Source organism: Aeromonas sp. s6, from assembly GCF_040907815.1.
GTDB classification, from domain to species: Bacteria; Pseudomonadota; Gammaproteobacteria; order Enterobacterales; family Aeromonadaceae; genus Aeromonas; species Aeromonas caviae.
Window position 1 is genome coordinate 45,326 of the sequence record NZ_JBFOCN010000029.1, and the last position, 26,951, is coordinate 72,276.

The following is a 26,951-nucleotide window of genomic DNA, read 5'->3' on the forward strand; positions in this document are numbered from 1 at the left end:
ATCCGCTCAAAGTTCAGGCAAATATGCAGAATTTATGGCCGAGATCCTAGCATTCTCCCCCAGCCAGAGCCAGCAAGGCCTTGAAACTTCTGCATCTGCGCTATATAGTCCCGCCCAGTTGTCCACGTGGATAAAGGCGGAAATCAGCCCCGCCGTATTGAGGAAGGCATGAGCATAGAGGCCGTAGAAATCGTCATTCTGGGACGTCCCTACAAGGTGTCCTGTCCCTTGGGACAACAAGATGCCCTGCGCCAGGCCGCCGACCAGCTGACCGACAAGCTCATCGAGCTTCGTCAACGTTCCAAGGTCTCCAGCAACGAACAGCTGGCCGTCATGGCAGCGCTCAATTTCTGTCATGAGCTCTGCCTTGAAAAAGAGAAAAACCACCAATACTCTGAGACCATGGACAAGCGGATCAAGATGCTGCAACGCACCATCGAAGCCGCCTTGATCGAGCACGGACAATACGGTGAATCCAGCGAAGAGGCGCAACAGCCCTAATCGCACCGAGTTTTGAAATTCCCTGGAGTGTTTGTCAGCCGGTTCAAGTCCCCGAGCCGATATTCATACCAAACAGGGGGTCTGCCTTCTGGCTATTGAGCATGCTCGGCCCGACCGAGAAGCCTGCGGCCAGATTAGATCTCCGCCTTGAACCGACGGTTCAAGGGCCCAAACCGGCAACGGCATCTCCGGGGTACCTACCCAAAAAAGCCCGTCATCACGACGGGCTTTTTCTTTGCCTGCGCGGCAACCCCCTTCCACTCGCCTGCGGCGTCTCGCCACCCGGCAGGAGGCAGTAAAAAGCCCGCCAACGGAGCGGGCTCTTGGCCGTGTCAGACGGCCATCTGCTCGTGGGGCGCGCCGTTGTGGCGCAGCCACACAAAGCTCAAGGCCACGATCAGCACCATCACCGTCATGATGGCCCCCAGGGTCACCTGCCCCGTCATCGGGAAGCTGGCGGCCAGCAGGGTTACCACGCCAGCCCCCAGATTCTGCATGCCCCCGAGCACGGCTCCCGCGGTACCCGCCTGGCCCGGGAAGGGCTCGATGGCACAGGAGGTGGCGGTCGGATAGAGAATGCCGCTGCCAATGAAGTAGACCGCAGCCCCGCCCACGAGGGAGGCAGCGCTCACCATGCCGAGCAGCCCGGGTACCAGGATGATGAGCGACCCCAGGGCCAGGAAGGCGATGCCAAGGCGCATCAGCTTGCCCTGGCTCAGGCGAAAACTCAGTCTGGCGGAAAGCCAGGCGCCGAACAGATAACCGGGCAGCGGCAGCACGAACAGCACGCTGACGGTGCGGGCACTCAGCTTGAGCACGTCCCCCAGCAACACCCCGGCCGCCGCCTCGAACACCGCGAGGCCGGCAAAGGTGGCCATCAGACAGAGCAGGTTGCCCTGAAAGCGCGGGTTGCCGAGCACATGACGATAGGCGGCGCCCACCCGCAGCGAATGCTGGCGGGCGGATGCTGGCAGCGTCTCGCCAAACCAGGCCAGCAACGCCAGGGTGGTCAGGGCACCAAAACCGAACAGGAACCAGTAGCCGGCACGCCAGTTGAACAGCTCGGTGAGCCAGCCGCCCAGCACAGGTGCCAGCAGAGGGGAGAAGATGACCCCCATGCTCACCAGGCTGTTGGCACGGTTGAGCTCGGCGCCACTGTAACGGTCGCGCATCACGGTCCGGCTCATGGCGCCCCCTGCCCCGGTGCCCAGCCCCTGGATAAGGCTGCCCGCCAGCAAGGCGGTGAAGCTCGGGATCAGCTGGATGGTGAGGGTGCCGACCAGGAAGATCATCATGCCGATGATGAGCACAGGGCGACGACCGATGCGATCCGACAAGGGGCCATAAACGAACTGGGAGAGGCCGTAGGGAATGAGGTAGCAGGCCATCACCGCCTGCAGTTGGCCGGAGGCCACATGGAAGTCCCCCGCCATCATGGGAATGGAGGGCACATAAAGGGTCTGGGTCATCTGACCCACGGCGACCATCAGAATGGTCAGGAAAAACAGGGGATAGAAGCTGTGCCGATACATACTGTCGTCCGAAAAAAATCAAAAAGCCGCCACCCTCCGGGCAGGGATCTGCAGGAGGTGTCTGACAAAGGTCGTTGAAGAGGAACAAGGCGGAGGACCCGCACCCGCCAGCAGCAGGACGCTCTCTGGCTTACGACAATCTTAGTGATTCATATCACAAAAAACGAACGAAACTTTATAATCTGCTTACCCAAGTTTTTCTAATGCGACGGGGCCCAAGGCCCCGTCACTGTCATCTCATCATGGGGGAAGGATTCATCCTGTCCCCTCTTTACCCCACTCTTCTCACCTCGGCCGACGCGCCTTCGAACATGGGGGTACCCGCCTCCCCCAGTCTCAGACAACGAGGAGCAACCTTGCCGACCAGCCCTTCGTCATGGGTCACCAGCAGCAGGGCGCAGCCTATCTCTCCCAGTTCCTCCAGCAGACAGGCGATGGTCTGTTGCTGGCTCAGGGGATCGAGCCGGGACGTGGGCTCATCGGCGAACAGCAGCACGGGGCGCAGCAACAGGGCCCGGATAAGCGACAGCCGCTGCAGCTCCCCTCCCGAGACCTGGTTTGGCAGGCGCGTCAACAGCCGTTCATCCAGCCCCAACCGGGCCAGATAGTCGACAAGCCGATGGCGAGGCAGCCTGTGCAGACGCAGCACATCATCGAACTGGGTGGCGAGGCGTACCCGGCTGGCAAAGGCCTGCACCGGATCCTGATAGAGCTTCTGCCAGCGGCAGGGAGCTACCCCTTCCCGTCGCAGCACCTCCCCTTGCAGGGGGCGTTGCAGACCCAGCAGCACGTTGCCGAGGGTGCTCTTGCCCGCGCCGCTCGGCGCCATGATGGCCATTCGCTCCCCTTGCGCCAGGGCAAGGTCCAGCCCCGTGAACAGGGGTTGAGCCCCATATCCCATGGCAAGCCCCTTTCCGCGGATGAGCCAGTCACCGGTAGGAGGGACGGCCGCCTCGGGCCAGGCGGAGGGCTCCGCCGCCAGCAGGGCCCGGGTATAGGCATGGGATGGCGTGTGCAGCACACGCTCGGCGGGCCCCTGCTCCACGATCTCTCCTCCCTTGACCACCAGCACCCAGCCCCCCAATGCGCGAGCCAGGGAGAGATCATGAGTGATGGTCAGCAGATGGCGTCCACGGGCCAGGTAGCCCAGCAACAAGGCACCCAGCCTGGCTGCGGCCCGGCTGTCGAGCCCCTTGGTGGGCTCGTCAGCCACCAGCAGACGGGCCTCCCCCAGGGTGGCGGCGGCAAAGGCCGCGCGCTGAGCCATGCCTCCCGAGAGCTGGTGTACAAAGGCGCCCTCCCGCCCGGCCAGTCCAAGCCGCTCGAGGGCGGCACGGGCCCGCGATCGGGCCTCCTTGCCGCCTGGCAGCCACCCTTCCTCCACCTGGGCAAGCAACCCCATGGTGGGATCCAGCGCCAGCACCGGCTCCTGGGGCAGCATCGCCAGCTCCCGCCCCCAGAGAGTGCGCAGGCGAGGCGTGTCGGCCAGGTTGTGATGGCGGCCACCCGACACCATCTCGCCCCGGCCTGTCAGGGGGGCTGGCAACGTGCCCATCAGGGCATGAGCCAACAGGGATTTGCCCGAACCGCTCTCCCCGATCAGGGTCAGGGCGGTGCCGGGATGAATGGTGAAATCCAGCGCCTGCAACAGGGTTTTCTGGCCATCATCGACCTGCAACCCCTTGATATGAATGGCCGTCATGAGGTGGCTCCTTGTGAAGATGGCATGTCAAGGCCGCGCGTCTGATGAAGCAGCACCAGGGCCAGCAACATCAGCCCCATGACAAGAATGGGGGCCAGTAGCAGACGGGGAGCCTCCTGATAGTGGGGCAGCGCCTCCGTCATCATCAGCCCCAGCTCCGGCGTTGGCGGCTGAATGCCCACTCCGACAAAGCCCAGGGTAGAGAGGGTTAGAATGGCACCCGCTAGGCCGAAGGCCATCATGGTGAGCAACTGGGGGGCGAGCTCGGGCCAGAGATGGCGCCGCACCACATGGGCATGGCCGAATCCCAGCAGACGGGACGCCTCCACCTGGGGCGAGGCGAGCAGCCCCCGGCTGCGGGCACGCACCACCCGGTAATACTCCACCCACTGGGCCATGGCCAAGCCGAGATAGAGGATGGCAAAGCCACCCTGGGCCATGGCGGAGAAGAGCAGCACCAGCAACAGGCCTGGCAGGGCCAGCACGCCGTCGGCCAGGCTGCGCAGCAGACCGTCGACCCAGCCGCCGCGCCAGGCCGAGAGCCAGCCCAGCAATGACCCCAACAGCGCCGCCGTGATGACGCACAGCAGTCCCAGCAGCAGGGAGAGCCGGGTCGCCGCCGCGAGGCGCGCCATCAGGCTGCGCCCCATCTGATCCCGCCCGAGGGGCTCCTGCCAGGAGGGATCAGCCAGAAACTGTGCCAGATCCTGAGCCGCCGGATCGGGCCAGAGCACGGGGCCCAGCAGGGCAAACAACACCACCAGCAGGAGCAGGCCCAGCCCCGTTTTGACAGACAACGACATGATCAGGACTCCTTGGGACCACGGGGGTCAATGGCAAGACAAAGCAGATCGGTGAGGGTATTGAGCAGCACGAAGAGCACCGCCAGCACCAGCACGGTCCCCTGAACCATGGGGATGTCGCGCCAGAAGATGGCGTGCACCAGCGCATGGCCGATCCCGGGCCAGGCAAACAGGCTCTCGACCACCACGACCCCCTCGATGAGCAGCACCAGTTGCACGCTGGTGTAGGCGATGATGCTGACCCCGGTGTTGCGCAGACCGTGGCGCCAGAAAACCCGGGCCGGCGAAAGCCCCTTGGTGAGGGCAAATCGGTAATAACCGGACTGCACCACGGTGAGCACGCTTTCACGCACCACCCGGGAGAGCACGCCGGAGAGCCCCAATCCCAGGGTCAGGGCGGGCAGCAGCAGGTTGCTCCCCTCCCCGTGCCCTGCCGCACTGACCCAGCCCAGCTCCACCGAGAGCATCACCATGAGCACCAGGCCGAGCAAGAAGGGGGGCAACGCACGCATCAGCACGCTCCAGCCCAGGGTCAGGCGATCACACCATCCCCCCGGGCGCAGCGCACTCAGGCTGCCAAGCGGCAGCGCCACCACCAGCGCCAGCACCACGGAGGCGCTCGCGAGCGTCAGGGTGGCGCCCAGGTGATGACCCACGTCGGCGGCGACCGGTGCGCCCGTCACCAGGGAGCTGCCGAGATCCCCTTGCAGCAAGGCCCACAGCCAGTCGCCAAAACGGGCAAGGGCCGAGCCGGCCAGCCCCAGCTCGCTGCGCACCGCGTTGGCCGCCTCGGCGGTGACATAGTCATAGCCATAACGACCCGCCGCGATGCGAAAGGCGATGTCTCCGGGCAGGGACTGCACCATCAGAAAACAGAGTCCGGCCACCAGCAGGGCAACCACCAGCGCCTGCACCAGACGCTGACCCAGTATCCCCATGACGCGAGACAAGGGTGTCGCTGTCATCGTGCGCTCCATGTCAACTTGTCCAGGCCATAGCTGCGCTCCTGGGGATCGAGTTCAAACCCCTCCAGCCCCCGACTGACCGCCGCGCTCTGGCGGTACCAGGCGATGGGCAGGAGCGGCAACTCCTGTTGCAGTGTCGTGGCTATCTCCCGGCGAGCCGCAGCGGCGTTTGTGGGCGACAAGGCTTGCGTGGCAAGGCGGGTCAGTGTTTGCGTCATGGCCGGGGAGTGCCAGTTCATCACCCCCCAGTCCGCACCGGCAGGGGCCAAGTCCCCCAGCAACGTGACCAGGGGATCCGGTACCAGGGCATAATTGCGGGCGTAGAGACCAAGCTGGAGCGAGCCGTCCTGATGGCCCGCCGGGATCTCGCTCGAGTTGCCCACCGCCACCTTGAGATCCACCCCCACCGCCTTCCACTGCGCCTGCAGTGCCGTGGCGAGAAGCGGCAGCTCCGGACGGTCAGGGAAGGTACGCAGGGTCAGGGCGAAGCGCTCTTCCCCCTTGCGCAGCACACCGTCCTCCCCCGGCTGCCAGCCTGCCGCCGCGAAGGCCGCCCGGGCCGCCTTGACGTCATAGGCAAGCGGCGTCAACCCGAGCTGGTGCCACTCCCCCAGAGTGGGAGGAAAGAGCTGGGTTGCCGCCATCTCGGGATCCCGCAGCAGGGCGGCTGCCATACCACGACGATCGATGGCGAGACTCAGGGCACGGCGCACCACCGGATCGCTCAGACGGGGATCGGCGCCATTGAGCTTGAGCTGGATGGTCCGTGGCAGGGTGACCGAGGCGATGGAGACCCGTGACGCCTGCTGCAAGCGGCGGATGCTGACCGGATCCAGCCCCCAGGCGATGTCGGCCTGACCGCTCTCGGCCATCAGGGTGCGGCTCTCTGCACGCCCCACCGTCAGGTAGCTGACCTCCTCGATTGCGGGCCTGGCCCCCTGCCAGCCGTCGAAACGCACAGTCTCTATCCGCTGGGGTTGTTGCAGGCGGGTGATGCGGTAGGGGCCAGAGCCTATCACCTGAGTTACCTCCCCCTTGGCATCGTAGGCGGCCTTCGCCAGGATCTGGGTGCTGGGGTGGGCCAGCACGGCCGGCAGGGAGGCGAAGGGTTCGCTCAGGGTGACCTTCAAGACGCCATCTCCAGATCCGATGGACGCAATGGGAGCGCTGGTCATCACGCCGGGCTTGCGCCAGGCCTGTTGCAGGGCAAAAGCGGCATGCTCGGCGCTCACCTCGCTGCCATCGTGAAAACGGGCCCCGGGGCGCAATGTGAATCGCCACTGCAGACCGTCATCGCTACGCGACCACTCACTGGCAAGCCCGGGTTGCAGATTGCCTTTCCTATCGACATCTACCAGGGTCTCCACCACCTGCATGCGAGTAAAGAAGACCCCGTTGCTGGCGGGGTCGACACTGTGGATCTCCCAAGGCCCCACCATGGCAAGCGGTTTGCCGTCGGCTGCAGTCGTTCCTGCCATCAGAGCCAGGGCGAACCACCCGGCTGCGGTGCATTTTTTTGTCATCCTTTCCATCCAAGCTTCATGTTCATCAACCAAAGAGATGGCGTTATAACATAACAATTAATCAGGAAGAATGACTTTTGATTTTTGATAAATGGCTTATTTGAAAGACAAAAAGCGACTGCGATGCAGATCGTCAAACAACGGGGAGTCAAAGGGGAATAAAAAAGATGGCCCGTCAGGGCCATCATGATGGCGTCAGCGAGTCACCATCTGCTGCACCCGCTTGACCTGATCCTCGGGGCTCTCATTACGCGGTGGAATGGTGATGCCCTTCTGGCAGGCGGGCCTGGCTTCCATGCGTGCCATCCAGGCCTGCAAATGCACCAACCCCTCGATGGAGATACCACTCCAGTCGTGGATGCGCACCCAGGGCCAGGTAGCGATGTCGGCGATGCTGTACTCGTCCGCCAGATACTCATGGTGTGCCAGATGACCGTCGAGCACCTCGAACAGGCGTCGCCCCTCCTTCTGGTAACGCTCGATGGCGGCCGGGATCTTCTCGGGGAAATAGCGATAGAAGACGTTGGCCTGCCCCATCATGGGACCGACGCCCCCCATCTGGAACATCAGCCACTGGATGGCCTGGGAGCGACGCTTGGGATCCTGCGGCAGCAACTTGCCGGTTTTTTCCGCCAGATAGATAAGGATGGCGCCGGACTCGAACACCGCGAAGTCACCATTGTCCCGATCGACGATGGCCGGGATGCGGCCATTGGGGTTGATGGCCAGGAACTCGGGCTTCTTCTGCTCCATGGTCGAGAAATCAAGGGGAATGACCTTGTAGGGCAGCCCCAGCTCTTCGAGGGCGATCGACACCTTGAACCCGTTGGGCGTGGCGGCAGTGTACAACTCTATCATCTTGGACTCCTTGAACGTTCAGGGGAAAGGATCAGGCCTGGGCGCTGGACCGGGCACTCACCCGGTCATGCCAGTCCTGCAAATGGGGCTGTTCGGGGGTGATGCGCAGGCCGACCACCTTGCCAAAATCAATGGTACAGAGGGCAAGAATGTCGGCGATGGTGAAGCGTTCCCCCGCAATATAGGGCACTTCGGCAAGACGGGCATCGAGCTTGTCAAACCAGATCTGAGCCTGTTGCTTGCACTCCTCCCCCCATTCGGGGAAGACCCGCTCCCGGTCTTTGTAAAAACCGGTGATATGACGAAACGCCATACCGATCGGCAACCAGAGGTTGAACTCGATGAAGCGACTCCACATCTCTATGGTGGCGCGCTCCAGCGCGGTGCAGCCAAACAGGTTCGGTTCGGGGTGAAGCTCTTCAAAATAGCGGCAGATGGCCAGGGTTTCACTCAGACAGGTTCCGTCATCGAGTTCCAGCACAGGAATGCGCCCGGCCGGGTTCTTGGTCAAAAAGGCGGGCGCCAGGTTTTCCCCCGCCCCCAGATCGACCTGTTGATATTCCATCTCGATCCCCTTCTCCGCCAGAAACATTCTGACCCGACGGGCATTGGGGGCTCGCCTCAGCTCATAAACCTTCATGTCACCTCCGTCGACGAACACACAGTGAGCCGCTGCGCAGGCCATAGCAAAGCGGCACAATGTCGGTCAGTTATGACAAATATTGTGCCGCTTGAACAGCCCGCATCGAGGGGGAGATGATTAGCTGCTCAGTACCCCTGGTTGGCGCTGGCGCAGCAAGATAAGACGGGAAAGCAGCGGGAAATAGGATTCAAACTTGCTTTGCAGCGCCAGGCTGCAGGCAGGATCCGCCAGTTCGGCCTCATCCAGCAGAATGCCGTTGGAGACAAAATAAAAATGCGGATCCCGGACATCCGGCCCCTGTGGAGCATGTTCATACTGTCGATGCACCAACAGGGGAAGCACCGGCAATCCCAGTGCACTGCCTCCTGCTGGCCAGAGCGGAACAGGCCAGGCAGCCCCCTCTTCTTCCAGCAGCAGGATCGCCGCTTCGTCCTTCGACGGTTGCCACTGCTGGGGCTGCGCCACCCGGACCTCGGTGACATAATCGCTCTCTTCGCTGGCGGCACGCAGTGCGGCCAACACACCCAGAGTCGTCGGCGACGACGGTTTCTGACTGACTAATGACAGATTCATGGCTCATATCCCTATGCTCACCACAGCCTGTTATCCGGCTGTCGCGATAAGACTAGTTGATTACAGGTCTTTATTGGAGCCGTCAGATCTGTCAGTCACCACCCTGACCGAATGAGGGCATAGCAGTTGCTATTCCCGAATATCTTGGTAAGATGTCGCGTCCTTTTATCCCCCGTTCTTTAACATCCAGTGGTGAACCTATGCATCCGATGCTGAATATCGCCGTGCGCGCTGCGCGCAACGCCGGTCAAGTAGTAGTAAAAGCCTTTTCTCAACCCGAGAACATCGAGGTTATCCAGAAAGGCAGCAATGACTTCGTGACCAACGTTGACCGTGACGCCGAAGCGGCCATCATTCACACCATCAAAAAATCTTACCCGGAACACAGCATCGTTGCTGAAGAGTCTGGCGAGATTGCCGGTACCAATCCGGACTACCAATGGATCATCGACCCACTGGATGGCACGACCAACCTGGTCAAAGGCATTCCGCACTTTGCCGTTTCCATCGCTCTGCGCGTCAAGGGTAAGACCGAACAAGCCGTTGTCTACGATCCCATCCGTGACGAGCTGTTCACTGCCACCCGTGGCAGCGGCGCCCAGCTGAACGGCTACCGTATTCGTGTCGGCAAGGCCAAAGAGCTCTCCGGCACCATCCTGGCCACCGGGTTCCCGTTCAAGCAGAAGCACCACATCGAACCCTACCTGAAGATGTTCCAGAGCATGTTCATCGAGTGTGCAGACATCCGTCGTGCTGGCTCCGCCTCGCTGGATCTCGCCTATGTGGCCGCTGGCCGCGTCGACGGTTTCTGGGAAATCGGCCTCAAGCCCTGGGACACCGCCGCCGGTGAGCTGCTGGCCAAAGAAGCCGGCGCCATCGTCACCGACTTCGTCGGTGGTCACAACTACGAAAACTCCGGCAACATCGTGGTGGCCAACCCCCGCGTGCTGAAAGAGATGCTCGGCAAGATCCGCGAAAACCTGCCGGAATCCCTGGCCAAGTAATCCCGGATACCCGCGAAAAAAATGCCAGTCGGTTCGCCGACTGGCATTTTTTATTCCTGACTACAGCGAAAATCCCGCCCCTCTCGATGACTCAGCGGGATCAGATAGTGTCGTTGCGTCCCATGTTGATCACCACCCGGCGGTTCTTGGCTCGGCCAGCTTCCGTTTCGTTGGAGGCCACGTGCTGTTTCTCACCGTGCCCTTCCACCGAGATCTTGCCCTCCTCGATGCCGAGATCCACAAACACCTGCTTGATGGCATCCGCCCGCTTCTCGGAGAGCTTCTGGTTTGGCCAGCGGCCGCCATAGCTGTCGCTGTAGGCGTCGATCACCACCACATCGATGCTCTTGTCTGCCTTCACATAATCACCGATCATCGCCAGCCGCCGCTTGGAGGCCGGTGACAACTGATCGCTGTTCTTGTCATAGGAGAGCACGCTGAAGGCGATGTCGTTGAAGCTGTAGGGCAGCAAGCCACTCAGGCAGTCCATGAACGCCTGGTACTTGACCCTGAAATTGACCGACGAGAGCGATACCCGCACCGGCCTGTCCTGACGATACCAGTCGCGATACTGGAAAGTCGGCATACGCCCTCCTTCCAGCTCGTCCAGCATGGTCCAGGCGGTCTGCCCCGCCACCAGGCCGTCAAACTGCTGATAGAACTGCAACTGGCTGATCTGTCGCCCGGCCACCCCGGGACGCCAGCTGGGGGGCATGATCCCGAGGCTCACTGTCTGGGTACGCGCCTGGGGTCGCTGCCCCTTGAGCTCGAAATCCAGATTGATCTTGCGCCCGGCCCGGCTGACAAAGGCCCCGGTTCCCCAGCGGGGAATAGGATGCTCCAGCCTGCACTCCACCTGGGTATCAGAGGTCAGGCGCCAGACGGATTGATCCAGACCGGCGCCAAATTCGGTCACGCCCGCCTGCAACTGCATACTCACTGATATGCTGATCAACCCCAACACCCAAGCATTCAACGGCTTGTCCTCCACACTATCTCGAATTATCTATCGGCAGCGGCAGGACAAGCTTTAGGTCAAAACGCTCAGTGGGGGGAAGAAGGGGCCATCAGCTTGAAGCTGGCGATGCGTCCCGCCAGATCCCGGGCCAGGGCATCCAGTTCGGCACTGTGTTGTTGCAGGGTATGGGAGTGCTGGCGATGGGCCTCATACACGTCACGGATGGTCATCACGTTTTGCTGGATGTCGTCGGTCACGTAACGCTGCTCCTCGGTGGCGGTGGCCACCTGGGCCGTCATGTCGCTCACCTTGCGCACCTCGTTGACGATGTCGGTCAGCTCGCTCCCCGCCCGTTTGGCCTCCGTCACGCTCAGACCCGCCTGTTCGGTCCCCGTGTGCATGGCAGCCACCGCCTCGTTGGCCCCCTGGCGCAAGCGGCCCAGCATCCGCTCTATGTCATCCGCCGCCTGCTGGGTACGGGAGGCAAGTGCTCTCACCTCGTCGGCCACCACTGCAAAGCCGCGCCCGGATTCACCGGCACGGGCCGCCTCGATGGCGGCATTGAGGGCCAGCAGGTTGGTTCTGTCCGAGATCTGCTTGATGAGGTTGAGCGCTTCGCCCACCGACTCGGTATCCCGATGCAGGCTGTCCACCAGTTGCTGGGTATCACTCAGGGTACCCGCGACCTGCTGGATAGTGTGGATGGTCTGATCCACCTCCTTGTCACCCTGCTTCGCCCGGCCGATGGCCTGCTGAGTCGCCTGGGAGGTCTGGGTGGCGTTGCGGGCAATCTCCGCCACAGTCGATGCCATCTCGGTGGCGGCAGTCGCCACCAGATCCACCTGCCCGCATCCCCTGACTACGCCGGCATTCACCTCGGCAATGACCTCGGCCGAGCTGGCGGCGCTGCGTATCAGCACGTCACAGGAGTGGCGCACAGCCAGCAGCAAACTCTCCAGGTGCCCGAGGAAATGGTTCAGATCCCGCGCCAGGGCCCCCAGCTCATCCCCGGATCGCCAGTCGACCCGCACGGTCAGGTCGTTCTCCTGCACCAGGCGCTTGAAGGTCTGGTGCAGGGCCATGAAGCCCAGATGCAGATCCCGCACTACCCGCCAGCAGACGAAGGTGGTCAGGACGATGCACAGCAACACGCCAGCCGCCCCCCACCAGAAGTCACTGGCACTCCCGACCCGCATCTGTTCAACCCGCTCGAAGAGCTGCTGATAGAGGCTGTCTTCTATCTCCTTGAGCAGGCCTATCTTGTCGGTACTCAAGGCAAACCAGGCCTCGGCATCCACCCCGAAGCCGCCGCTGGCCGCCTTGTCGAGCGCCAGCTTCTCCATGGCGGCTACCTTGCTCACCACTGGCGAGGCCAGGCTGTCGGCCAGCAACTGGCGCTGGGCGGGACTCGCCACCGCCTGGAAACGTTCGAGATAGGTATTCTGGGCCGCCAGCAGGGAGATGAACTGCTGCAACAGCGCTGGCGTGAAGCTGTCACGGCCAAAGACGTTGCTGAGCGTCGCCCGCTCCAGCCCCGCACGCTCCTTGCTCTGCAGGAAGGCGGCGTAGGCATTGGTCTGCAGGGCGATGGTGGCATCCATGCTGTCGACGCTTATCTTGTCCACCACCGCCAGCAAGGCGGTCACGAGGCGGGTATAGAAGCCGACCTGTTCCGCCACCTCGACCCCCAGGGCGCTGACCCGCTCACGCATGGCAGTGAGTCCGGCCACTCCCTGCTGCACCTCGGTCAGCGCCAGCAAGGCAGGATCCTGATGAAAACGCTGCAACAGGCTGTCCACCACCTTGCGCTGGGCAGGCAGCGCATCGCGAAACTTGTTGCCGCCAGAGCCGAGGAAGCCGGCCGACATGCCGCGCTCCCGTTGCAGCTCATGGGCCAGCTGCGCCGCCTCCTTCACCACCGCCAGCGCGACCAGGGCGCCGCTCATCTCCTGTTCGACCCGATAACGTTCATAGACGTACCGGCCGGAGAAAAACAGCAGGGCCAACAGCGGCAGACAGACCACCAACATCATCTTGTGTGCCAATCCCAGCTTCTTCATCGTCCTCTCCCTCCATGGTTGACGTCGCCCATTATAAGCACAGGTGTTTCAAAATGGCCCTCTTGCCGTCCCATGGCGGCAGATAAGGGACAAGGGCACGCTTTTTTGCCATAATGCCGCCTCCTTTCACGCCGACCGAGATACCATGACCGACGCCGTTCACACCCTCAAGGGCCGTTTTCGCGGCTTTTACCCCGTCGTCATCGATGTTGAAACCGCCGGATTCAATGCCAAGACCGATGCCCTGCTGGAAATAGCCGCCCACACCCTCAAGATGGATGAGCAGGGCTGGCTCGTCCCTGACCAGATCTTCCATTTTCATGTCCAGCCCTTTGAGGGCGCCAATCTGGAGAAAGCGGCGCTGGAGTTCACCGGCATCGACCCCTTCAACCCGCTGCGGGGCGCGGTGGACGAGAAGGAAGCACTCACCGAGATCTTCAAGGGGGTGCGCAAGGGCATGAAGGAGCAGGATTGTGGTCGCGCCATCATAGTGGCCCACAACGCCACCTTCGACCACGGCTTCGTGATGGCCGCCGCCGAGCGGGCCGGCCTCAAGCGCAATCCGTTCCACCCCTTCGCCACCTTCGACACCGCCGCCCTCTCGGGTCTTGCCCTGGGGCAGACGGTGCTGGCCAAGGCCTGTCAGAGCGCCAATATCCCCTTTGACAACAAAGAGGCCCACTCGGCCCTCTACGACACCGAGCGCACCACAGAGCTCTTCTGCCACATCGTCAATCGCTGGAAGAGCCTGGGAGGCTGGCCTCTGGCCAACCCGGATGAAACGACGGACACCGAAGACGAGGGCTGAACACTCCCAGCCCCTGCCCAGACAGGCTGCCCATGGCAGCCTGTCTGCATGAGGGGACCTGTCTGGGCAAGGAATAAGGGCCATTTTCCCGGTTCCCGTTCACCGCCAGCAGAAGATGCGTCCCTTGGCCGGGATCTGCCGATTTTTTTCTCGACATTTAGCCTGTTTTTCGCAAACTAGCTGGCTTTCACACGACTGACAGCAACACAATCCATAAGGAAATCAAATGAATCCTGTTGTTATCGCGGTGGCGCTGATGCTGGTGCTCAGCCTGCTGCGGATCAATGTGGTGGTCTCCCTCGCCATCGGTGCCATCGTGGGTGGCCTGCTCGGCGGACTCTCCCTCGAGCAGACCCTCAGCACCTTCACCGGCGGCCTGGGCGGCGGTGCAGAAATCGCCCTCTCCTACGCCATGCTGGGGGCGTTCGCGGTAGCCATCTCCCGCTCCGGCATCACCGATCTGCTGGCCCGCAAGGTCATCAACCAGCTCGGCAAGGATGCCAGCAGCACCCGCATTCTCTGGGTCAAGAGCCTGCTGCTCACCTCGGTGCTCGCGGTCTCCATCTCCTCCCAGAACCTGATCCCGGTGCACATCGCCTTCATTCCCATCCTAATCCCGCCGCTGCTGCATGTCATGGCCCAGATGCAGATCGACCGCCGTCAGGTGGCCTGCGTCATCACCTTCGGCCTGACCGCTACCTACATGCTGCTGCCGGTGGGCTTTGGCGGCATCTTCCTGAACAACATCCTGGCCAAGAATCTCGTCGACAACGGCGTACCGGTGGAATTCAGCCAGTTGCCCCTGGCGATGGCCATCCCGGTATTCGGCATGTTCCTCGGCCTGCTCATCGCCGTCTTCTTCAGCTACCGCAAGCCGCGTCAGTATGATCTGGAGAAGATCCTGGCCGCCGAACCCGAGACGGTCGAGCTCAATCTCAACCACATCTGGGTCGCCCTGCTGGCCATCGCCGTGGCACTCGGTCTGCAACTGATGACCAACAGCATCGTGCTGGGGGCGCTCGCAGGCTTCATCATCTTCACCTGCGGCGGCGTCATCAAATTCCGCGAGAGCCAGGATGCCTTCACCCAGGGTGTGCGCATGATGTCCCTCATCGGCTTTATCATGATCTCGGCCGCAGGCTTCGCCGCCGTCATGAAGGAGACCCACGGGGTGGAGAGTCTGGTGCAGTCCGTCTCCAGCATGATGGCAGGTCACAAAGGACTGGCGGCCTTCCTGATGCTGCTGGTGGGCCTGCTCATCACCATGGGGATCGGCTCCTCCTTCTCCACCGTGCCCATCATCGCCACCATCTATGTGCCCCTGTGCATCCACCTCGGCTTCTCGCCCATGGCGACCATCGCCCTGGTGGGCACCGCGGGCGCGCTGGGGGACGCGGGTTCCCCCGCCTCCGACTCGACGCTCGGCCCCACATCGGGCCTCAATGCCGACGGTCAGCACGACCACATCTGGGACAGCGTGGTGCCAACCTTCATCCACTACAACATCCCCCTGGTGATCTTCGGCTGGATTGCCGCCATGGTGCTCTGAGACCATCCCGAGCAGACAGACAAAAGGCGACCCCGAGGTCGCCTTTCTTGTCTTGCACATGCCTCAGATGGCCGGTTGCAGCCCCCGCCTGCTGGCCAGGGCGCAGAGACAGGCCACCAGGGCCAACCCCATGCCGGCTGCTCCCACCCCGATCCAGTGTCCCTGTTGCCAGACCAGCATCCCCAGGCTGGAGCCGAGGGTTCCCCCCAGGAACATGCCGGTCATGAAGAGGGTATTGATGCGCCCCCTGGCCTCAGGTCTCAGACCATAGATGCGCTGCTGATGGGCGATGAGTGCGCTCTGCACTCCGAGATCCAGCAAGATGACCCCGCACGCCAGCCCGGCCAGAGAGAGCCACAGCTCGAAGCAGATCCAGGCAAGCACCACCAACACGGCACCGGCCAATACCACTGGTCTGGCCCCCAACCGATCCGCCATCCGGCCTGCCAAAGGAGCCGCCACCACCCCAGCCACCCCGATGACGCCGAACAGACCCGCCATGTCGGCCCCCAACCCATAGGCAGGTTCGGCCAGGTAGAACGCCAGCACGGTCCAGAAGGCGCTGAAGGAGGCAAACAGCAAGGCCTGGGTCAGGGTCGCGCGGCGTAGGGCTGGCTCCTCGCGCCACAGACCGACCAGAGAGTGAAGCAGACGGCCATAACCGAGGGGAGAGCGCGGCAATCCGGACGGTATCATCCTGGCCATCAGCAGGGCCCCCGACAAGGCCAGGGGAATGGCCAGCCAGAACATGGCGCGCCAACTGCCATAGGCGGTGACCAGGCCGGCGACGGTGCGGCTGAGCAGTATCCCGGCCAGCAGGCCGCTCATCACGCTGCCGACCACGGCACCACGGCGGGCAGGATCTGCCAGGGTCGCCGCCACCGGAACTATCTGCTGGGCCGCCGTGGCCCCGATGCCGAGCAGGACGGAGGCCAGCATCAAGGTGGTGGCACTCGTGGCCGTGGCCGCCAGCAGGGAAGCCAGCGCGATCAATGCAAACTGCCCCGGAATGAGCCAGCGGCGCTCGACCACATCGCCAAGCGGCACCAGCAAAAGCAGACCCATGGCATAGCCGAGCTGGGTCAGCATGGCGATCAATGGCATGCCCGAGTGCCCGGGAAAGTCCTGCGCCATCACCGCCAGCATGGGCTGGTTGTAGTAGATGTTGGCAACTGCCAGGCCGCATGACAGGGCCATGGCGAAGAGCAGGGAGGGGCCGGGGGTTGCGGCCCCTCCGGCAGAAGGCGATGTACTCATGATCTTCTCCTCGTGTTAGAAGGGCTCCCGCCAGGATACGGGCCCCATGCGCACAGCCTACCCGGGGAGCGTCGCCACCAGTAGAGCGGTGGGGACCATAACAGTTATTCCGCTGGCGTATGCCCCACGCCGGGCAGGCCGGTCACGAATGCCAGAAAGGCGCTCGCCTTGGCACCAGGCTGGCGACCTGCCGGGAGCAGGGTCCAGAGCTCCTGCATGGGCAGTTGCCACTCGGGCAGCACCGCCACCACCTCGCCGCGGGCAAGCTCGGGGGTAAACATCCACTCCGAGGCGATACCGAGCCCCAGTCCTGCCAGCACGGCGGCGCGCATGCCCTCGGCCGCCGAGACCGTCAGCCTGCCTTCTCCGGAAACCACCCTCTCCTCGACGCCACGGCGAAATCGCCACTGCTGCCCCATTCCGGGCCGTGGACTGTAAAGCACCAGGTCATGCTGTTGCAGGGCCTGAGGGGTCTCAGGCTCTCCTTTGGCGGCCAGATAGGCCGGCGTCGCCAGCACCCGCATGTCGCTTCGAGCGAGACAGCGGGCGACCAGCGACGAGTCGGCCTGTTTGCCGATCCGCAGAGCCACCTCGATGCCCGCCGAAATGAGATCCACATTGCCGTCATCCAGCAGGATCTCCAGATCCAGTCCCGGGTGAGCCGCCAGAAAACCGGCAAGATGGGGAATGATATGCAGGCGGGCGAAGGTGACGGGAGCGCTCACCCGCAGACGCCCGCTCAGGCCCGCCCGGCATTGCTGCACCATGGCATCGGCCTCGTGGACCTGGGCCAGGATCTCTCTCGCCCGCAGATAGTAGGCCTCTCCGGCCTCGGTGGGCGCCAGCCCCCGGGTCGAACGCAGCAACAGGCGGCTGCCAAGGTGCGCCTCAAGCTGGGCAATCAATCTGGAAACCGTGGGTTGCCCCATCCCCAGTCGGCGGGACACCGCCGAAAACGAGCCGGTCTCCACCGCCAGCACGAACACCTCCATCACCCCCAAGCGATCCATTTATGGCTCCTCTGCCCTGTGGCACTGTTCGTGGCACAAGGTAGCACCGGGCATGCCCTCTCGCACCCTCGTTCTGGCAGGAGGCACAATAAAGCCACGTCATGGGCGGTCCTGCCATGGGAGAAAGGTGTCGGGATGAAATATCAACCAGGAACAATCGAACAGAGGGACTCGAAGACAAGGCTACAGGAGCTCGATTGCCCCAAGGCTAGCCCAGTGCCACTTCCTGAATGGCGGCGCTGTGGGCGAAATAGCGGTGACAGAACTGCATGAACTCCGGCAGCGGCAAGGGACGCGAGTAGAAATAACCCTGGATCTCATCCACCCCTATGGTGAGCACCGCCTTGAGCTCATCGCTGTTTTCCACCCCTTCTGCCACGACACGCACCCCCAACTGATGAGAGAGGGTGGTGATGGTCTCGACGAAGAGCGCCTGCCGGGTGTCACTGTCGATCGCGGTGATAAAGGATCTGTCTATCTTGAGCTTGTCGAAATAGAGTTCACGCAGGTAAGAGAACGAGGACCAGCCGGTCCCGAAGTCATCGAGGGCCACCCGCACCCCAATCTGGCGCAGGGAGTGAATGATCTGCTTGCTCAGGGCGATGTCATCAAGGGCGATGGTTTCGGTCAGCTCCACTATCAACTGGTGCAGCCCCAACGGTCCATCTTCCATCTTCTCTTCAATCTCCCTGGCCAACCCCATGTTGAACATGGAGTTGGAGAGGTTGATGGAGATCTCGAGCGGTTCTAGTACCTCCTTCGGGAAGCCGGACAGGTCGATCTGCATGCGCCGGATGATCCAGCCCCCCAGCGCCTCACCCAACCCGTTCTCTTCTGCCAGCGAGATGATGTCGAGGGGGGCAATAAAGCCATATTCCGGATGATGCCAGCGGATCAGCGCCTCCGCCCCCAGCCTCACTACACTCTGGCCGCGCACGATGGGCTGATAGTAAAGGGCCAGTTGCGGGCATTGCGGGCAGTGGATAAGCTCCCGCAGCTCGGTCGACAGCCGGCGTTTGCGCTGATAGTGCTGATACATGCTGCTGGAGAAGAGCACATTGCGATTCAGCCGTTTGCGCTTGGCGCTGTCGAGGGCGATATCGGCAAACAACAGCATCTCTTCCGGTGAATGATCCGGTTTCACGTACTGGCTGGTGCCCATGAAGACCCGCACCCGGTGCGCCGGATCGGCAGCAAACACCAGATCCGCCAGCTCGCTGCGCAGTTGCTCCAGAAACGGGAAGCGCAGATAGGTGGGCATGGTGCCGGTGATGATGAGGGTGAACTCGTCACTGCCGGTACGGGCAACGAAGATCCCCTGGCCAGAGGCGGCCTTGATCCGCGCCGCAAGCCGTTTGAGCAAGGCGTCCCCCACTTCGTAACCCAGACTGTCATTGACCTCCCTGAAATGCCCCAGATCCATGAGGCAGACGGTGATGCTGCTGCGCCGACCGGGATGGCTGGTCCACTGCTGGAGGTGCTTGATGAGCGCCGCCCGGTTAGGGAGACGGGTGAGAGGGTCGTTCCACGCCAGAAAATGCTGGCGACGCACTTCGCGAAACAGCACCATCAACATCACCATGGTCGCCAACATCAGAAATCCCAGGATGAAGAAGTTCTGGGTTTTCGACTCGTTGAGCAGCTCGCGCTGGGCGATGGCAGAAGGCCCGGTGAAGTTTTTCACCATCACGTCCCGCACCCCGCGCATCTCGTCATCGAGCGCGGCCGTGAACATCTTGAGTGCAGGGGAATTCGGCTCCCCTTGCACCACATCCTGCTCATAGCGTTCGAAGAGAGCGAGGATCTTGCCGACCGCCTTGTCCGCACCGAATCGGGCCCTGACCGACTTTGCCTCCTCCCCGTGCAGGAAGACATCGAGCCGGTTCCAGGCAATGTCAAAGCGCTTGTTCATCTCCTCCCGGCTGGCGGCACCGGCACGATAGAGCTGCAAGCCCTCCTCGAAGGCGTGGATCTCCAGCTCGAGCTGGGCCAGTGCCCAGGCGGAGAGCTGGGTGTAGCGCGTCACCGCATTGAACGCGCGGTCATAGTTCCAGACCGACCAGAGGGTCACCCCCAAAAAGGTGGTCACCATCAGGATCAGGCTCAAGAACTTGCCGCGCAGCATCTTATTTGCTCTCCAGCGCCGTCAGCTGCCACACCATCCGGCTGTGATAGAGCTCCTTGTTGAGTTCGGGATGGTCGGTGAGGGGATAAATGACCCAGAGCGGCCCCTTGTTGCGCAGGGTCAGAGCCTTGCCATCCTGCTTCTCGGCCACCAGCACCGGGTACTTCTCCCCGTCTTCCAGCGGCAGTGCGGCCCAGTATTCATTGACCGCGAGGGCCTTGACCTCCTGGCTCTTGAGACCGTAGATCCTGACCAGGTCCCGCAGCAACACCCCGCGATAGAGGTGCTCCCCCTCGGTCCAGGGCGTCCCCGTCTTAACTTCCGTCTGCGGCAAGGCCTCAAACTCGGTACGGGTCAGCACCACCTCCCCCTTGCCATTGCAGCACCCCGCCCCCGCAATTCTGAAGAAGGGCTCCTCCGCCAACACCATACCCGACACGAGCCATCCAGATATCAGCAACACCTTGCCAAGCCACTTGCCCATCACGCACCTCCCTGTCATACGGTTTATTTATTCATCTCACTCTGCTGACTCATATGCAAACAACAGAATGCACCTTCAGACCAAAGTCGCAGTCGTTTGCAACCAGCAACTATCTCTGCGCCTTCCAAAAGTACCCAATCGCTTCCCAAAGAATGACACCAGGCGCCACCCCCAGGCAAATGGATTGCACCATTTTTCTTTCACTGGCTCCTCATCAAACCGGGTGCCCGCCACGGCCGGAGAAAGGTGACAGTCTTCGCTACGCATCTGAAAAACAGACACAAAAAAGGCCGCTCCATGGAGCGGCCTTCTCATCAGTGCAGTCAGGGTTTAGCTGTCGCGGCGCTTGTTGCCACCGAATTTGCGACCCTTGTCGAAACCGCCTTCACGGCGATCCTTGTTGAAGGGACGGTCACCCTGGGGACGGCGATCCTTGTTGAAAGGACGGTCGCCACGGAACGGACGATCACCACGGGGCGGACGGGGAGCAGTGTTGCCGCCGGCCGGCACTTCGGTGTAACGGGTGATCTGCAGCGGACGCTGACAGACACGGGCCTTCTTGATCACTTCCAGCACCTCGGCGCTCATGCCCTTGGGCAGATCGACGGTGGAGAAGTCATCGGCGATGTCGATGTTGCCGATGAAGCGGCTCTCGATGTTCGCTTCGTTGGCGATGGCACCCACGATCTGGCCCGGCTTGACGCCGTGATGGGCGCCCACGTCGACACGGTAACGCTCCATCTCCACGTCCGGGTTGTCTTTCAGCGGACGCGGTTCGAGGGACGGCATGCGACGGGCCGGACGATCGCCACGGTCACCGAAGTCACGACCGCCACGATCGTTGAACTCACGACGCTCGAAGCCACCGCGATCGTTGCCAGCGTTGAACACCGGATCCGGAATGGAGTCATCCAGCAGCAGCGGTTGGTCGCCCTGTACCAGCTTGGCCAGTGCAGCAGCCAGCTCCAGCGGATCGGCAGAATCTTCTTCGATCAGCTCGTTCACCAGGTTGTGGTAGATCTCGAGCTCTTCACCCATCATGGTTTCGCGGATGCGCTCCTTGAACTTGGCCAGACGGTGCTGGTTGATGTCCTCGGTGCTCGGCATCTTCATCGGTTCGATGGCCTGACGGGTAGCGTGCTCGATGGCACGCAGCATGCGACGCTCGCGCGGCGCCACGAACAGGATGGCTTCACCCTTGCGACCGGCACGGCCGGTACGGCCGATACGGTGAACATAGGATTCGGTGTCGTAGGGAATGTCGTAGTTCACTACGTGGGTGATGCGCTCAACGTCCAGACCGCGGGCGACCACGTCGGTGGCGATCAGAATGTCCAGCTGGCCTTGACGCAGCTTGTCAACGGTACGCTCACGCAGCTTCTGCGGGATGTCACCGTGCAGCGCTTCACAGGCGTGACCACGGGCAGCCAGCTTGCCTGCCAGCTCTTCGGCGGCGTTCTTGGTACGCACGAACACCAGCAGGGCTTCGTAGGATTCCACTTCCAGCAGACGGGTCATGGCGTCCAGCTTGTGCAGACCGGTCACCTGCCAGTAACGCTGACGAATGGTGGTGGCGGTCGCGGTCTTGGAGGCGATCTTGATCTCTTTGGGCTGCTTCAGGTGCTTCTGGGCAACACGACGGATCTGCTCCGGCATGGTGGCAGAGAACAGGGCAACCTGACGACCGGCCGGGCACTGATCCATGATCCAGTCCACGTCGTCGATGAAGCCCATGCGCAGCATTTCATCCGCTTCGTCCAGCACCAGGGCTTTCAGACCGGAGAGGTCCAGGTTCTTGCGACGGATCAGGTCCATCACGCGGCCCGGGGTACCCACGACAACCTGAGCACCACGGCGCAGAGCGCGGGTCTGGGTTTCGTAGGAAGCGCCGCCGTAGATGGGCAGCACGTGGAAATCGGGCATGTGGTGGGCATAGCGTTGGCACGCCTCTGCCACCTGCAGGGCCAGCTCGCGGGTCGGGGCCAGCACCAGGATCTGAGTGTTGCGGTTACCAGCTTCCAGACGAGACAACAGAGGCAAGGCAAAAGCAGCGGTCTTCCCTGTACCGGTTTGTGCCTGCCCCAGCAGATCGTGTCCCGCCATCAGGTGGGGAATTGCTGCGGCCTGGATGGGAGACGGGCGCTCATAGCCCACGTCCTGCAGCGCTTTCAATACGGGCGCGGCCAGTCCAAGCTCACTAAAAAGGGGCAGTTGTTCGGTATCAGACATAGATTCTTCCAGATTAAGGCAGGCGGCTAACACCGCGGAATAGCAAAAAGGCGGCGATTATAGCGCCACTTTGTTCTGCTGTCTTGAAAAATGTGATAGGTGTCTCAAGACGTTGGCAATTATAGAGGGATCTCGTGACTATGGCTTGCTTATTTTTCACTCATGATGCGTTATTGCGGATCACGCTTCGCCAGAGTCCTTGTCCCGCTTGTGCTTGAGCACCGCCATGGTCAATCGGCTGGTGCACAATAAACGACCACGTTCATCGCGAATCTCGATCTGCCACACCTGAGTCGTCGCCCCCAGATGCAGCGGCGCGCAGCGCCCCGTCACCACCCCTTCCCGCTTGGCCCGTAGGTGGTTGGCATTGACCTCCAGCCCCACGCAGTAGCTCTCCGCTCCCACCGCCATGTTGGCCGCAAGCGATCCCAGCGTTTCCGCCAGCACCACGGAGGCGCCGCCGTGCAGCATCCCGAGCGGTTGATGGGTACGGTGATCCACCGGCATGGTGGCCTCCAGCCAGTCGGGGCCAAAGGCGCTGTAGACGATGTCGAGGTGGGCCATCAGGGTGTTGCGGGAGCTGGCGTTGAGCCCCTCCAGGCTCATGGGTTTGCGCCAGATGGGGCTGCTTTCTTGACTCATGGTGAGCGGACTCCTTGCGTGATCAACGGGTTATCGCTGCGCTGTAGCGGCAAACCAGCAGTGTCGGCGAAAAAGGCGCAAAAAAAAAGATGCCCACGCCGGGGCATCTTGCATCGAGATTGACCCTCACCAGGGATAGGTCACCCCTGGCCACTCGGCCCAGGGGCCGTCCCGCCCCGGCAGGCGCGGCTCGGACCAGCGCCATACCTTGCCGAGCCAGGTGCGCAGTTCGGCTTCGAGTTCGCTGTCAGTGAGCGGCGCCTCGGCCACCTTCCAGAAGAAGAGCTCCACCTGCACCTCCGGCAGCACAGACGGATAGAGGTAAACCCCGCCCCAGAAGCGGGGCTCCCTGTCCGGGCTCCAGAGGCCATAGGCAAAGGAGCGCTTGGCCAGAAACTCGGCGTGCTGCCACTCCAAGTCGGCCTCGTGCTGACTCAGGCTGAAATTGGCGGAGGGCCACACATCGTTCGGGCGAAACAGCTGATGGAGCTGATCCCGCTCGCGCAGGATGGCGACAAACTCCACCACGGCCTGGGACGGCGTGGTGGGGAGCAACAGAAAATGCGGGTGCCGAAAGGCCTTTGGCACCCGGAATCCCTTGGGAAAGTGGAGCATCAGAGCAGTTCCAGCAAGGCCTGCAGCGGGTGCTTGAGCTTCTCCCCCTCCATCCGCTTGACCTGGCTGCGGCACGAATATCCGGTGGCCAGGCAGCGAGCCTTGGGCAGGCGTTCAAGAGGCTCGGCCCAGCTCAGACCGTAGATCCCCTTGGAGTTCTCCACCTGTTTGGCGTCGTGACCATAGGTGCCCGCCATGCCGCAGCAACCCACCGACACCGGCTGCAAACGCGCACCGAAGCGGCCGAACAGGGTGCTCCAGTCACCGTGGGTGGTGGGCTTGGCGGTCTTCTCGGTGCAGTGGGCAAACAGATACCAGGGGTCGGTGCCAGCCTCTTCCCGCAGCGGCAGCGCCTCGGCAGGCAGGGAGAGCAGCCACTCCTGGGGCAGCAGCACCTGGAAATCGCCGCGGGCGGGGCCGAGCGCCTTCACGTACTCGTCCCGGTAGCAGAGCACCAGAGAGGGGTCGACCCCCACCATGGGGATGCCGAGGGCCGCCACCTTGTTGAGGAACTGGGCGCTGCTGGCAGCAGTGCGGGCGAAGGCGCGCAGGAATCCCTTCACGTGCTGAGGCTTGCCGTTGGGTTTGAACGGCAGCAGGTAGGGCTGATAGCCCAGCTTGCTGGCCAGCTTCACTAGGTCACGCACCACGGGGGCGTCGTAGTAGCTGGTGAAGGGATCCTGCACGATGAGCACCACTTTTTGGCGCTGCTCGGGGCTCATGGCCTCGAGGCCCGGCAGATCGAAATAGCGGGCGCGGTGATCCCGCAGCTCCTCGGCCAGGGTCGGCACGGAGAGCAGCGGCACATCCACCATGCCGATGCTCTTCTCGGTCGCCTTCTGGGCCCACTCTTTTTCGAGGAAGAAGTTGACCAGCTTGGGGGCCTTGGCCAGCAGGGGCGCATAGCTTTCTACCGTGCCCACGAAATAATCCTTGGGGCCGCGCAGATATCGGCTGTGATAGAGCTGCATGAAGCGGGCGCGGAAGGTGGGCACATCCACCTTGATGGGGCACTGGCTGGTGCATGCCTTGCACGCAAGGCACCCCTCCATCGCCTCCATCACCTCATGGGAGAAGTCATACTCGCCCCGGGCGCGGGCCACCGTATTGCGGAACTTGTCGACGATCTGCTTGAAGCGTAGACCCCCGCTTTGCAGCGCCACCTCTTCGGCAAGGGGATCGAAGCCCTGCTCCGACAACTGGCGCAGCCATTCACGCATCAGGCCAGCCCGCCCCTTGGGGGAGTGACGGCGGTCGCGGCTGATCTTGACCGAGGGGCACATGGGGGAGTCGGTCTCGAAGGTGAAACACAGACCGTTGCCGTTGCAATCCAGCGCCCGTGTATAGCTCTCGCGCACGGCAATCGGGATCTGGCGGTCGAACTTGCCGCGCTTGGGCCCGTCCACCGAGACAAGCGAAGCGCCGCTGCCATAAGGCATGCAGATCTTGCCCGGGTTGATGCGGTTGGCCGGGTCGAACGCCCCCTTGACCCGTTGCAGCTCTTCCCACAGCTCGCCGAAGAAGGCGGGGCTGTATTCGGAGCGAAAGCCCTTGCCGTGCTCCCCCCACATCAGGCCGCCGTATTTGGCGGTGAGCGCCACCACCTGATCGGAGATGCGCCGCAGCAGCACCTCCTGCTCGGGATCGCACAAGTCCAGCGCCGGGCGCACGTGCAGCACCCCGGCATCGACGTGGCCGAACATGCCGTAGTCAAGGCCGTGAGCGTCCAGCAGGGCGCGAAACTCCATGATGAAGTCCGCCAGGGATTCCGGCGGCACGGCGGTGTCTTCGGTGAAGGCCACCGGCTTCTTGCGCCCCTCGGCGTTGCCGAGCAGCCCCACCGACTTCTTGCGCATGCCATAGATGGTCTCGATGCTCGGCAGGTGGTCGCACACCTGATAGCCAATGACCCCGGCTTCACCACGCGCCAGCAGGCCGTCGATGCGCCGGCACAGCTCCGCCACCTTGGCCTTGTGCGCATCCTCGTCGGTGTCGGCAAACTCGACGATGTTGAGCCCCTGCAGATCCTTGCCGGGCACATCCTGGATGAGATCCTTCACCGAGTGCCAGATGATGTCGGCGCGAGCCAGTCCCAGCACCCGGGAGTCCACCGTCTCCACCGACAGGGCGTGGGCCTGTACCATAAAGGGGGCGTTTCTGAGCGCGGAGGGGAAGCTGTCGTACTTGACGTTGACGAGCGTGCGGTAGCGCGGGATGGGGGTGATGTTGAGCCTGGCTTCGGTGATAAAACCCAAGGAGCCTTCCGAGCCGCACAGCACCCGGCTCACATCCAGAGTGTCGGTATCGGGCTGATAGAGGTGCTTGAGATCGTAACCGGTCAGAAAGCGGTTGAGCTTGGGGAAGGTGGCCTCGATGTCGGCGCGCCGCTCGCGGCCGATGCGATAGAGGGTGCGATAGATCTCCCCCTCCCGGTTCTCGAGGGCCAGCTTGTCCGCCAGACGCTGACCGGTCACCGGCTCGGTCGCCATGAGATCGCCGTTTTCCAGCACGGCCTTGAGGCCGAGCACATGATCCGAGGTCTTGCCGTACACCAGCGACCCCTGCCCCGAGGCATCGGTGTTGACCATGCCTCCCAGGGTGGCCCGGTTGGAGGTGGAGAGATCCGGCGAGAAGAAGTAGCCGTGGGGCTTCAAATAGGCGTTGAGCTGGTCTTTGACCACCCCGGCCTGGGCCCGCACCCAGCCCTCTTCCAGATTAATTTCCATGATCTGGTTCATATGGCGCGAGAGATCGACGATAATGCCGCCGCCCAAGGATTGGCCATTGGTGCCGGTACCGCCGCCGCGAGGGAAGAAACTCAAGGTTGCGTACTCGGGCCCCTGGGCCAGCTTGAGCATCACCGCTATGTCATCCGCGCTGCGCGGATAGAGAACCGCCTGAGGTACGACCTGATAGACGCTGTTATCCGTCGCCATCGCCAACCGGCTTGCATAAGACTTTTCGATATCACCACGAAATGCTGATCGCGCCAGCAACTCAAGAAACTGCAGGGTTGTAGGTGACAAACTGTCCTGGTAATCGAGTCTCGGGATCATGAATCCTTGTTCCCATCCTTTGCTTGATGCCGGCATTCCGGCGACAACGACCGT

The 26,951-nt window shown here is 62.5% G+C and carries 22 protein-coding genes and 1 other RNA gene; 5 read left to right on the top strand and 18 right to left on the bottom strand.

Annotated elements, in window-relative coordinates; all coding sequences use genetic code 11:
• Positions 1-168: 168 nt before the first annotated feature.
• Both zapA and ssrS read left to right on the top strand, forming a co-directional pair.
• Positions 169-501, top strand: a complete 333-nt coding sequence (gene zapA / locus AB5Y50_RS03735; protein WP_010675086.1) for a cell division protein ZapA — start codon at positions 169-171, stop codon at positions 499-501.
• Positions 502-517: 16 nt separating this feature from the next.
• A non-coding RNA gene (gene ssrS, locus AB5Y50_RS03740) (6S RNA) lies at positions 518-700 on the top strand.
• Between the two features lie 133 nt (positions 701-833).
• Here the strand turns inward: ssrS and emrD are convergent.
• From emrD to AB5Y50_RS03780, 8 genes are all read right to left on the bottom strand, one after another.
• Positions 834-2,033 (bottom strand): multidrug efflux MFS transporter EmrD, encoded by a 1,200-nt coding sequence (gene emrD, locus AB5Y50_RS03745; RefSeq protein ID WP_010675087.1) that lies wholly within the window; start codon positions 2,031-2,033, stop codon positions 834-836.
• 271 nt (positions 2,034-2,304) lie between these two features.
• Positions 2,305-3,735 (bottom strand): ABC transporter ATP-binding protein, encoded by a 1,431-nt coding sequence (locus AB5Y50_RS03750; RefSeq protein WP_043154919.1) that lies wholly within the window; start codon positions 3,733-3,735, stop codon positions 2,305-2,307.
• The gene (locus tag AB5Y50_RS03755) at positions 3,732-4,538 is read right to left on the bottom strand and encodes an ABC transporter permease (protein WP_010675089.1); all 807 of its coding nucleotides are present in this window, start codon (positions 4,536-4,538) and stop codon (positions 3,732-3,734) included. The genes AB5Y50_RS03750 and AB5Y50_RS03755 overlap by 4 nt, the downstream gene beginning before the upstream one ends.
• Positions 4,539-4,540: 2 nt before the next feature.
• Positions 4,541-5,503, bottom strand: a complete 963-nt coding sequence (locus AB5Y50_RS03760) for an ABC transporter permease (protein WP_029314710.1) — start codon at positions 5,501-5,503, stop codon at positions 4,541-4,543.
• Positions 5,500-7,026, bottom strand: coding sequence for an ABC transporter substrate-binding protein (locus AB5Y50_RS03765; protein ID WP_010675091.1), 1,527 nt, complete (start codon positions 7,024-7,026; stop codon positions 5,500-5,502). Before AB5Y50_RS03765 ends, AB5Y50_RS03760 begins: the two co-directional genes overlap by 4 nt.
• A gap of 195 nt (positions 7,027-7,221) precedes the next feature.
• Positions 7,222-7,884 carry a glutathione S-transferase N-terminal domain-containing protein gene (locus AB5Y50_RS03770; RefSeq protein ID WP_319882419.1) on the bottom strand — a complete coding sequence of 221 codons (663 nt, stop codon included), beginning with the start codon at positions 7,882-7,884 and terminating at the stop codon, positions 7,222-7,224.
• A gap of 31 nt (positions 7,885-7,915) precedes the next feature.
• On the bottom strand, positions 7,916-8,524 hold the full coding sequence (locus AB5Y50_RS03775) for a glutathione S-transferase family protein (RefSeq protein ID WP_010675093.1): 609 nt from the start codon (positions 8,522-8,524) through the stop codon (positions 7,916-7,918).
• A 120-nt stretch (positions 8,525-8,644) separates the two neighbouring features.
• Positions 8,645-9,100: a hypothetical protein gene (locus tag AB5Y50_RS03780; RefSeq protein WP_029314712.1), complete on the bottom strand. Its 456-nt coding sequence runs from the start codon at positions 9,098-9,100 to the stop codon at positions 8,645-8,647.
• A 200-nt stretch (positions 9,101-9,300) separates the two neighbouring features.
• Here AB5Y50_RS03780 and suhB point away from each other — a divergent pair, with 200 nt between their 5' ends.
• On the top strand, positions 9,301-10,104 hold the full coding sequence (suhB, locus tag AB5Y50_RS03785; protein ID WP_010675095.1) for an inositol-1-monophosphatase: 804 nt from the start codon (positions 9,301-9,303) through the stop codon (positions 10,102-10,104).
• Between the two features lie 100 nt (positions 10,105-10,204).
• Here suhB and AB5Y50_RS03790 read toward each other — a convergent pair whose 3' ends face one another.
• Together AB5Y50_RS03790 and AB5Y50_RS03795 are read right to left on the bottom strand one after the other, a co-directional pair.
• Positions 10,205-11,080, bottom strand: coding sequence for an OmpA family protein (locus AB5Y50_RS03790; protein ID WP_223930461.1), 876 nt, complete (start codon positions 11,078-11,080; stop codon positions 10,205-10,207).
• Positions 11,081-11,148: 68 nt separating this feature from the next.
• Positions 11,149-13,122, bottom strand: coding sequence for a methyl-accepting chemotaxis protein (locus AB5Y50_RS03795; protein ID WP_223930462.1), 1,974 nt, complete (start codon positions 13,120-13,122; stop codon positions 11,149-11,151).
• Positions 13,123-13,267: 145 nt separating this feature from the next.
• Here AB5Y50_RS03795 and rnt point away from each other — a divergent pair, with 145 nt between their 5' ends.
• Both rnt and AB5Y50_RS03805 read left to right on the top strand, forming a co-directional pair.
• The gene (rnt, locus tag AB5Y50_RS03800; protein ID WP_010675098.1) at positions 13,268-13,930 is read left to right on the top strand and encodes a ribonuclease T; all 663 of its coding nucleotides are present in this window, start codon (positions 13,268-13,270) and stop codon (positions 13,928-13,930) included.
• A 226-nt stretch (positions 13,931-14,156) separates the two neighbouring features.
• Positions 14,157-15,479: a Na+/H+ antiporter family protein gene (locus AB5Y50_RS03805; protein WP_039038758.1), complete on the top strand. Its 1,323-nt coding sequence runs from the start codon at positions 14,157-14,159 to the stop codon at positions 15,477-15,479.
• Positions 15,480-15,542: 63 nt separating this feature from the next.
• Here the strand turns inward: AB5Y50_RS03805 and AB5Y50_RS03810 are convergent, their stop codons facing one another.
• The 8 genes from AB5Y50_RS03810 to AB5Y50_RS03845 form a co-directional block, all read right to left on the bottom strand.
• Positions 15,543-16,736 (bottom strand): MFS transporter, encoded by a 1,194-nt coding sequence (locus AB5Y50_RS03810; RefSeq protein ID WP_171865226.1) that lies wholly within the window; start codon positions 16,734-16,736, stop codon positions 15,543-15,545.
• 104 nt (positions 16,737-16,840) lie between these two features.
• Positions 16,841-17,746, bottom strand: a complete 906-nt coding sequence (locus AB5Y50_RS03815; protein ID WP_223930463.1) for a LysR family transcriptional regulator — start codon at positions 17,744-17,746, stop codon at positions 16,841-16,843.
• Positions 17,747-17,954: 208 nt separating this feature from the next.
• Positions 17,955-19,871, bottom strand: coding sequence for a bifunctional diguanylate cyclase/phosphodiesterase (locus tag AB5Y50_RS03820; RefSeq protein ID WP_010675102.1), 1,917 nt, complete (start codon positions 19,869-19,871; stop codon positions 17,955-17,957).
• A gap of 1 nt (position 19,872) precedes the next feature.
• Positions 19,873-20,355: a molybdopterin-binding oxidoreductase gene (locus AB5Y50_RS03825; RefSeq protein WP_010675103.1), complete on the bottom strand. Its 483-nt coding sequence runs from the start codon at positions 20,353-20,355 to the stop codon at positions 19,873-19,875.
• A gap of 330 nt (positions 20,356-20,685) precedes the next feature.
• Positions 20,686-22,584, bottom strand: a complete 1,899-nt coding sequence (locus AB5Y50_RS03830) for a DEAD/DEAH box helicase (protein WP_029314717.1) — start codon at positions 22,582-22,584, stop codon at positions 20,686-20,688.
• Positions 22,585-22,764: 180 nt separating this feature from the next.
• On the bottom strand, positions 22,765-23,226 hold the full coding sequence (locus AB5Y50_RS03835) for a hotdog fold thioesterase (RefSeq protein ID WP_010675105.1): 462 nt from the start codon (positions 23,224-23,226) through the stop codon (positions 22,765-22,767).
• A gap of 126 nt (positions 23,227-23,352) precedes the next feature.
• Complete coding sequence (locus AB5Y50_RS03840; RefSeq protein WP_010675106.1) at positions 23,353-23,841, bottom strand: hypothetical protein; 489 nt, start codon at positions 23,839-23,841, stop codon at positions 23,353-23,355.
• Positions 23,841-26,897: an FAD-binding and (Fe-S)-binding domain-containing protein gene (locus AB5Y50_RS03845; RefSeq protein WP_010675107.1), complete on the bottom strand. Its 3,057-nt coding sequence runs from the start codon at positions 26,895-26,897 to the stop codon at positions 23,841-23,843. Before AB5Y50_RS03845 ends, AB5Y50_RS03840 begins: the two co-directional genes overlap by 1 nt.
• Positions 26,898-26,951: the final 54 nt, after the last annotated feature.

Excerpts from the sequence above, each read along its gene's own strand:
- zapA (WP_010675086.1), top strand. The coding sequence starts at position 169 with ATGAGCATAGAGGCCGTAGAAATCGTCATTCTGGGACGTCCCTACAAG.
- emrD (WP_010675087.1), bottom strand. The coding sequence starts at position 2,033 with ATGTATCGGCACAGCTTCTATCCCCTGTTTTTCCTGACCATTCTGATG.
- AB5Y50_RS03750 (WP_043154919.1), bottom strand. The coding sequence starts at position 3,735 with ATGACGGCCATTCATATCAAGGGGTTGCAGGTCGATGATGGCCAGAAA.
- AB5Y50_RS03755 (WP_010675089.1), bottom strand. The coding sequence starts at position 4,538 with ATGTCGTTGTCTGTCAAAACGGGGCTGGGCCTGCTCCTGCTGGTGGTG.
- AB5Y50_RS03760 (WP_029314710.1), bottom strand. The coding sequence starts at position 5,503 with ATGACAGCGACACCCTTGTCTCGCGTCATGGGGATACTGGGTCAGCGT.
- AB5Y50_RS03765 (WP_010675091.1), bottom strand. The coding sequence starts at position 7,026 with ATGACAAAAAAATGCACCGCAGCCGGGTGGTTCGCCCTGGCTCTGATG.
- AB5Y50_RS03770 (WP_319882419.1), bottom strand. The coding sequence starts at position 7,884 with ATGATAGAGTTGTACACTGCCGCCACGCCCAACGGGTTCAAGGTGTCG.
- AB5Y50_RS03775 (WP_010675093.1), bottom strand. The coding sequence starts at position 8,524 with ATGAAGGTTTATGAGCTGAGGCGAGCCCCCAATGCCCGTCGGGTCAGA.
- AB5Y50_RS03780 (WP_029314712.1), bottom strand. The coding sequence starts at position 9,100 with ATGAATCTGTCATTAGTCAGTCAGAAACCGTCGTCGCCGACGACTCTG.
- suhB (WP_010675095.1), top strand. The coding sequence starts at position 9,301 with ATGCATCCGATGCTGAATATCGCCGTGCGCGCTGCGCGCAACGCCGGT.
- AB5Y50_RS03795 (WP_223930462.1), bottom strand. The coding sequence starts at position 13,122 with ATGAAGAAGCTGGGATTGGCACACAAGATGATGTTGGTGGTCTGTCTG.
- rnt (WP_010675098.1), top strand. The coding sequence starts at position 13,268 with ATGACCGACGCCGTTCACACCCTCAAGGGCCGTTTTCGCGGCTTTTAC.
- AB5Y50_RS03805 (WP_039038758.1), top strand. The coding sequence starts at position 14,157 with ATGAATCCTGTTGTTATCGCGGTGGCGCTGATGCTGGTGCTCAGCCTG.
- AB5Y50_RS03810 (WP_171865226.1), bottom strand. The coding sequence starts at position 16,736 with ATGAGTACATCGCCTTCTGCCGGAGGGGCCGCAACCCCCGGCCCCTCC.
- AB5Y50_RS03815 (WP_223930463.1), bottom strand. The coding sequence starts at position 17,746 with ATGGATCGCTTGGGGGTGATGGAGGTGTTCGTGCTGGCGGTGGAGACC.
- AB5Y50_RS03820 (WP_010675102.1), bottom strand. The coding sequence starts at position 19,871 with ATGCTGCGCGGCAAGTTCTTGAGCCTGATCCTGATGGTGACCACCTTT.
- AB5Y50_RS03825 (WP_010675103.1), bottom strand. The coding sequence starts at position 20,355 with ATGGGCAAGTGGCTTGGCAAGGTGTTGCTGATATCTGGATGGCTCGTG.
- AB5Y50_RS03830 (WP_029314717.1), bottom strand. The coding sequence starts at position 22,584 with ATGTCTGATACCGAACAACTGCCCCTTTTTAGTGAGCTTGGACTGGCC.
- AB5Y50_RS03835 (WP_010675105.1), bottom strand. The coding sequence starts at position 23,226 with ATGAGTCAAGAAAGCAGCCCCATCTGGCGCAAACCCATGAGCCTGGAG.
- AB5Y50_RS03840 (WP_010675106.1), bottom strand. The coding sequence starts at position 23,841 with ATGCTCCACTTTCCCAAGGGATTCCGGGTGCCAAAGGCCTTTCGGCAC.
- AB5Y50_RS03845 (WP_010675107.1), bottom strand. The coding sequence starts at position 26,897 with ATGATCCCGAGACTCGATTACCAGGACAGTTTGTCACCTACAACCCTG.